Here is a 6,048-nt window from a genome sequence, read left to right on the forward strand (position 1 = left end):
TTCAGACGTTGGGGACTTGGAGCTTGTCCCAGGTGGTCTTGCCGGGCGGCCACTTCGCGGCAGTGCCGCTGTAGCCGCACTTGCGCTGCCACGCCTCGTACGAGGCGACGTCGGCGGTGCCGAGGGTGGGACCGGGGCCGACCTGGTAGCGGCCGCAGCCGACGGCGACGAGCCGCCTGCCCATCGCGGTGAACACCGCGCTCTTCTTCCCGAGGGCGGGCCTGCTGCCGCTCATGAAGAAGCTGGCTCCGGGGAACGGCTCGTACTTCGGCGCGCTCGGCGGCTTCGGCGTGGGCTTCTTGCTGTCCAGCCGGTCCGCGATCCGCGCCCGCATGGACGCCATGGTGAAGCCCTTGGGGTCGATCTTTCCGGGCTGCCACTCCAGGTGCCCGATGACCGACCGCTCGCTCCACCCGTAGTGGCGGCAGATGGCCGCGGCTGCCTTCTCGATGGATTCCAGCTGTACCGCGGGCCACGGGTCCTCACCGTCGCCGAGGTTCTCGCACTCGAAGCCGTAGAAGTGGGGGTTGCCGTCGGTGTTCGCCTCGTTGTCGGCGGGCAGCGCGCGCTCGTTGATGACCGCCTGGAGGACGTCGTCGTCGCCCAGGCCCGCGTGGTTGGCGCGGCCGTAGCCGACGAGGTGGACCACGCCGTCCTTGGCGATGACGCCGTGGCACAGCGGGCCCGGCAGGGAGCTACGTCCGTCGCGACAGATGCGCACGGTGTTCGAAGTCCCTTTGGTCACGGTGTGGTGGATCATCACGCCGTGCATGGGACCCCACGGGCCCTTGCTGTTGCGGTTGTGGTGCGCCCAGTCGCCGACCTCGACAACGGTGAGGCCTTCGGCACGCAGGGCTTGCAGGAACGTGGCTGCGGTCATGGGTGGGGCCATCACACACGCTCCGGCCAGCGCCAGGTGCCCGCCGCGTCGCCCTCGGCGCGGGAGGTGGCCCAGTACGTGTCGGTGCCGTCGAGCAGGACCTGAAGGTTGCAGGTGACCGTGCTCTCGTTCCAGACGCGCACGATGACCGCCGGGTACACGTCACCCTCGGCGGCGGTGTTACCGACGTGCCCGATGAAGCCCGTCTGCTGATCGGCGCTGCGGCTCTGGTGGTAGTCCTTGCGCCGGCGGTTGATGTCGGTGGCGTCCGACTCGGTGAGTTGGTACTGCACGATGCGCCCAGGGGACGGATGCATGAGGTCTCCAGACATGACGAAAGCCCCGGCCGACTGGCGCGGGGCGTACGGAGCAGGGGCAGGGTCAGACTGACGGGCCCTCGGTGGTGGGCGGCTCGGGCGGGGTGTCGGTGGGGATGGGGTCGGGCTCGGTGACGATGCCGAGGTCGTCCAGCGTTTCCCCGTCGGCGGGTGCGACCGGGGGCGGCGGGTCGGAAGGAACAATGATCACTGGGTGGTCCTTTCGGTTCAGAGGACGGCGGGCGGGGTGTCCAGCGGGTACGAGGAGTCCTCGAGGCCCAGCCACTTCATCCCGTTGGCGGTGCCGCCGCCGGGGGGTGTGTAGGCGATGACCTGGCCGTCGGTGCGGATCTCGGCGCGGCCGTAGTAGATGCCGGCGCCGATCTCCAGGGGGACGATCCAGTAGGCGGCCGAGGCAGGCCGCCAGGCGACCGGCAGGGTGCCGAGCAGCCAGTCCGTACCGGTTGAGAATTGCCCGCCGTTGGTGCGTGCGAGGCGGCCCCGGAATTCCACTCTGCCGTTGGAGTAGCGGTAGCCCGGGGATCCCGAGTGGGCGACGATTCCGGACCCGACGGGGAACGCATGCCACGGCCCGGGGGTGATGGGGTTCCAGCGGGTGCCGTCCCACCGGTCGACGCGGTCCTCGTCGGCGAGGTCGGTGATCTGGCCGTGCACGGGCGCGCGCGTGCCGGTGAGGTAGGTGGCGCGCGCGGTGGCGTTCTGGAACCGCAGGACCGTGCGTGAGACCACGCCATCGACCGTCGGGACCAGCGCCTCGATGTTCGGCTCGTCGCCCAGTGTCGGGGCTGGAACGTCCTGGCCGTATGAGTCGAGCCTGCTCACGAGTGGTGCCCCTTATCCGTCGAGGGAGTATTGGATCTTGTTGAGGGACACCCAGGGCGGCCGGATGATCGGTGTGGCGTAGGTGTCGGAGGTGCTGGTGGTCGTACCGGTCACGCGCATCTGGCCGTCTGTCCTGGCGTCGATCTTCAGCACGAACGATGACGAGTTGGACGCCGAGCAGGGGCCGTCCAGCGTGCGGAAGGCGACGGGTCGGAGGGCGGCCGGGAGCGCGGCTGCGAGCATGTCGCCGCCGTTCTGGATCGCGTTGGAGGAGTAGGTGATACCCAGACCCCCGCGCCACTGCATGAACCGCGTCCCGGCGATGGTGACTTGCCGGTACTGGACGTTGCCGTTGCTGTTTCCGTTGTGGGTGAAGCCGGTCGCGAGGACGGCGTCGGTCCAGGCGGTGTCGGTGGTGCCAGAACTGAGGCGACCCAGCGCGATCCAGTTGCGGATGCCGGACTGCAGGAGCACGACCTGGTCGCCGACGGCGGGATTGCGGTAGGTCTCCTGCATGATCCGGGCCCGGATGGTGCCGACGTCGACCGTGCCCGCCGCCGCGTTCACGGCCGTGACGGTGGCGGTCTGGAAGTCGGCGCGCCGGATGTCCGGGGCGGCGGCGGCCTGGCGGGCGGCCTCGTCGAGCAGGCTGTCGATGAGCTGTGCCTCGGCTGCGCTGGCTTGCATCAGGCGTCCTCCTTCCCGCCGATCAGCGCGAGGCTGAACTCGTCGCTCTGGCGGAGTCCGATGGTCAGCGACTGGACCTGGTGCAGGTCGCGGCTGCCGTCGCGGTAGATCGCCCGGATCACGTCGCCCGGCTCGATTGCCGGATTCGGCAGGCTGGAAAGGTCGGCGACCGCGTTCGGCAGGCGCCGCGCGGCGAGCTCGTACGTAGCGGCCGCCGTGCAGGCCCCGGTCGTCACGAGGGTCGAGGAGCTGAGGAAGTACGGCCGGTGGCCGAACGGTCCGCTCCACCATGTGGGGCTGGACGGATCGTCATCGACGACCAGCGAGGAGACGCGGCCGGCGTTGTCCTCGGTGTTCTCGCCGGTCGCCAGGACGCCGTTGTAGACACCGGCTGCGGACATGCCGACCGATGCCTTGATCAGGTTCCCTCGCTCGCCTGCGGAGACGTCCCACACTGGCGGGGTCAGCAACCGGTCGGGCAGTGGCGCGACGACGAGGGTGCCGGAGGCGTCGCAGTACACCTCGGCGCCGGCCGCCTTGGCGACCTCGCGGATGGCATCCATCCGGTCGCCCTGGACGTCCCAGGTGGTGGTCCCAATGGTGGTGTCGGTCAGGCGGCTGGTGTCGACGACGAGCGACGGCATCGAGGTGGAGACCAGCATGCCGATCGCCGTGGACACCAGGCTGTACCCGCGCGTCGACGTGGGCGCGGTGAACTTGTCGTCGCTCAGGTACGCCTCGAACGACTTGCCCTGCAGCGTGACCGGGCCCGTGGACAGGTCGCCGATGACGTCGTCCAGGCGGAAGACGCCGAGCGGGATCAGCTCCTTCTTCCCGCCGCCGTAGTCAATCCCGCGCCGGATCACCACATAGGCCCCGTACACGCTGACCCGGTCGCGGGCGGTCCGCGGAATGTACGACGGGTCGGCGAGCGTCACGCTGCAGGTCCGCCGGCAGGCCGAGCTCCGGTCAGCCGTCACGCTTCCACCGGTGTGCGGCAGGAGCTCCACCACACCGTCGGTGCGGTGGAGCTCCACCTCGGAGATCACGTTGTGCGACTCGGCCAGCGTCCGGATGAACCGAGGAGTAGCCGGGTACATCAGCCGCCTTCCTTCGGCCGGTTGAGCAGCACGTCGAACCACGTCGCGTACTTACGCAGCACGTCGCCCCAAGTGGCGTTCTCGACCTTGATGTCGTTCCACAGCCGGTCTGCGCTGCCGGTCTGGCCGCCGGTCGGCCGGTCGACCTCGGTGAGCGGCAGCGTCCACTCGTGCCAGCCGCTGTCGGCGTCGGTATCCGGGGCGGCCTGCCGCTGGCCGACGGTCGCGTACAGGTCCCGCCAGCCGCTGGCCGGCGAGGCCTGCACGAACACGACGTGGCCCGGGCTCAGCAGCCAGTCCAGGGAGGCTCTCTCCTGGGCGTCGCGGGTGAAGAGCAGCAGGTCGCCGCTCTCGCCGCCGCGGACCGCGGACAGGACCACGCTGTTGGAACGTCCCTCGATCCGGTGCTCGGTCTGCTCGATGTCCCGGGTCATCGTCGGCAGCGGGTCCTTGGTCAGCAGACGCACGTTGCGCTGCGGCTCGATCACGTCCTTCAGCCAGACCAGCGTCCGCTCCCCGGCCGCCAGCTTCACTGACGGGGAAGTCCGGTAAGTGATCACCTTGCCGGTGGTCACCGACCGGATCTCGGCCTGGTAGTAGACCGAGACGCCGAGCGGTGCCTCGTAGTCCTCGATGTGGAAGCTGTCCGACGTCAAGGCCATCTGGTCGATCAGTCCGTCGCTGCCGCGCACCAGCGTTCGGGCGCCGTCGCCCGTCACCCGGTACAGGGTGATCGGGGCGCCCGCGGTGAGCTCCCGCATGATGACCTCGGTCGAGCCGAGGGCATCATCAGCAGTGACTTCGGTCTGCGGAAGCACCTGCCGCAGTTTCACATTGTCGACCTGAACAGTCGACGATGCGGCTGTCGCGGTCAGGGAGACCTCGAGCTGCGCGCTCACCGTGCTGGCCGGGGCCGCCTGGTCATCTGAGAGCTCCCACCACTGCCCGTCCGAAGGTAGTCCGCCGGACGATGACGTGGTCGAGGTGATCAGCGTGTTGGAGGCGTCGTACCACCGCACGCCGATGGAGGTGACCGTCCACCCCCCGGCGATCCGCTTCGCGTTCAGGGCCACGCGCCAATTCGTGCCGCCGGTCACGGCGTAGCGGCCGGAGCGGAGCACGCTGGGTGTCGCGGTGCTGGATGTGACGGTCAGGCTGTAGGAGTCGAGGAAGAGCTGCGCTCCCCACGGAGTGGAGCGAGCGATGGTGGCAACGCCTGACGCCACGGTCCAGGCGCCCACGCCCTGCTCAAAACCCGCGTCTGCGAACGCGACCGCGTTGTCGTTGGGCAGGGCGCTGGTCGTCGTGGCGGTGCGCTCTTTGACGACGGCGCCGCCGATCCGCATTACCTGCCCTGCGGTCGCACCCGTGATGCCTGCCGCGATCGAGGCGGTGACCGCGCCCACCGGCGCAACCGCTGAGGCGATCTGGCGGTAGGTGCCGGTGGACGCCGGCGCGGCGAGGGTGGACCGGACCGCTTGCAGCTGGGTGCCGACGGCGTCGTAGAACCGGAGCTCAGTCCAGGTCGTGGACGAGGACAGAGGCGGGGTCAGGTAGGCGTACGCGAGGTACTCGATACCTGGCTGTACGGAAGGCCGCTCCACGGACAAGATGCTGGAGTTGCCCGCTGCGGTGACGGTGAGGGCCAGGGTGGGCCCGCCTCCCCAGTACCAGGTCGCGGGCCAGCTCAGCGGAGTCTGGGCCCGCGACAGGGTGCCGTTGCTCTCCACTGCCCAGGCACTGGCGTCGAGCATGGGTTGTTCCGCGTTCATGCTCAGCAGGTTCTTCGCGTACCTCTGCGGAAGGCCGAGGTAGACGTTCTCGAAGTAGCTGATCACCCCGGCTGCCGCCGGGGTCATGGTCGACAAGATGACTCGGGCCGCCACCGTTCCCAGGGGGGCCGTGCCGGCCACAGCGATGCGGTGCCAGGCAGCCGTCGCGGTGGTGGTCGTCAGCCCCCACGTGATCGAGATTTCGGCGGCCGACGCGTTCAGCCACTGGATACCGATCCGCTCCGGGACCGTCGCCCCGTAGGCGTCAGCGAAGGCCTCGTACACCTCCCCGACGGTGACCGGGTAGGACGAGACCGTACGGGCCTGCGCCTCTCCGGCCGCCACCGACTTGACGGTCAGGCAGCCGTCCCCGTTACGGCCGCCGGACCCCAGCGACAGGACCGCGTTGCTCTTCGCGGTCCAGCCGCTGATCCCCGGATCGACGGACT

Annotated in this window: 7 protein-coding genes; all 7 read right to left on the bottom strand. The window is 69.5% G+C overall.

Going from position 1 to position 6,048, the window contains the following annotated elements; translation table 11 throughout:
* Position 1: 1 nt before the first annotated feature.
* Positions 2-892, bottom strand: coding sequence for a peptidoglycan-binding protein (locus N5I75_RS21515; RefSeq protein ID WP_476679507.1), 891 nt, complete (start codon positions 890-892; stop codon positions 2-4).
* Positions 892-1,197, bottom strand: coding sequence for a hypothetical protein (locus N5I75_RS21520; protein WP_476679508.1), 306 nt, complete (start codon positions 1,195-1,197; stop codon positions 892-894). The genes N5I75_RS21515 and N5I75_RS21520 overlap by 1 nt, the downstream gene beginning before the upstream one ends.
* Before the next feature lie 64 nt (positions 1,198-1,261).
* Positions 1,262-1,408 (bottom strand): hypothetical protein, encoded by a 147-nt coding sequence (locus N5I75_RS21525; RefSeq protein WP_476679509.1) that lies wholly within the window; start codon positions 1,406-1,408, stop codon positions 1,262-1,264.
* Between the two features lie 17 nt (positions 1,409-1,425).
* Positions 1,426-2,040 carry a hypothetical protein gene (locus N5I75_RS21530; RefSeq protein WP_476679510.1) on the bottom strand — a complete coding sequence of 205 codons (615 nt, stop codon included), beginning with the start codon at positions 2,038-2,040 and terminating at the stop codon, positions 1,426-1,428.
* Positions 2,041-2,052: 12 nt separating this feature from the next.
* The gene (locus tag N5I75_RS21535) at positions 2,053-2,727 is read right to left on the bottom strand and encodes a hypothetical protein (RefSeq protein ID WP_476679511.1); all 675 of its coding nucleotides are present in this window, start codon (positions 2,725-2,727) and stop codon (positions 2,053-2,055) included.
* The gene (locus N5I75_RS21540) at positions 2,727-3,827 is read right to left on the bottom strand and encodes a DUF5047 domain-containing protein (protein ID WP_476679512.1); all 1,101 of its coding nucleotides are present in this window, start codon (positions 3,825-3,827) and stop codon (positions 2,727-2,729) included. Before N5I75_RS21540 ends, N5I75_RS21535 begins: the two co-directional genes overlap by 1 nt.
* A partial coding sequence (locus N5I75_RS21545) for a hypothetical protein (protein WP_476679513.1) occupies positions 3,827-6,048 on the bottom strand: 2,222 nt, incomplete at its 5' end. The genes N5I75_RS21540 and N5I75_RS21545, both read right to left, overlap by 1 nt.

The sequence above is a fragment of the Streptomyces sp. R818 genome (genome assembly GCF_056172735.1).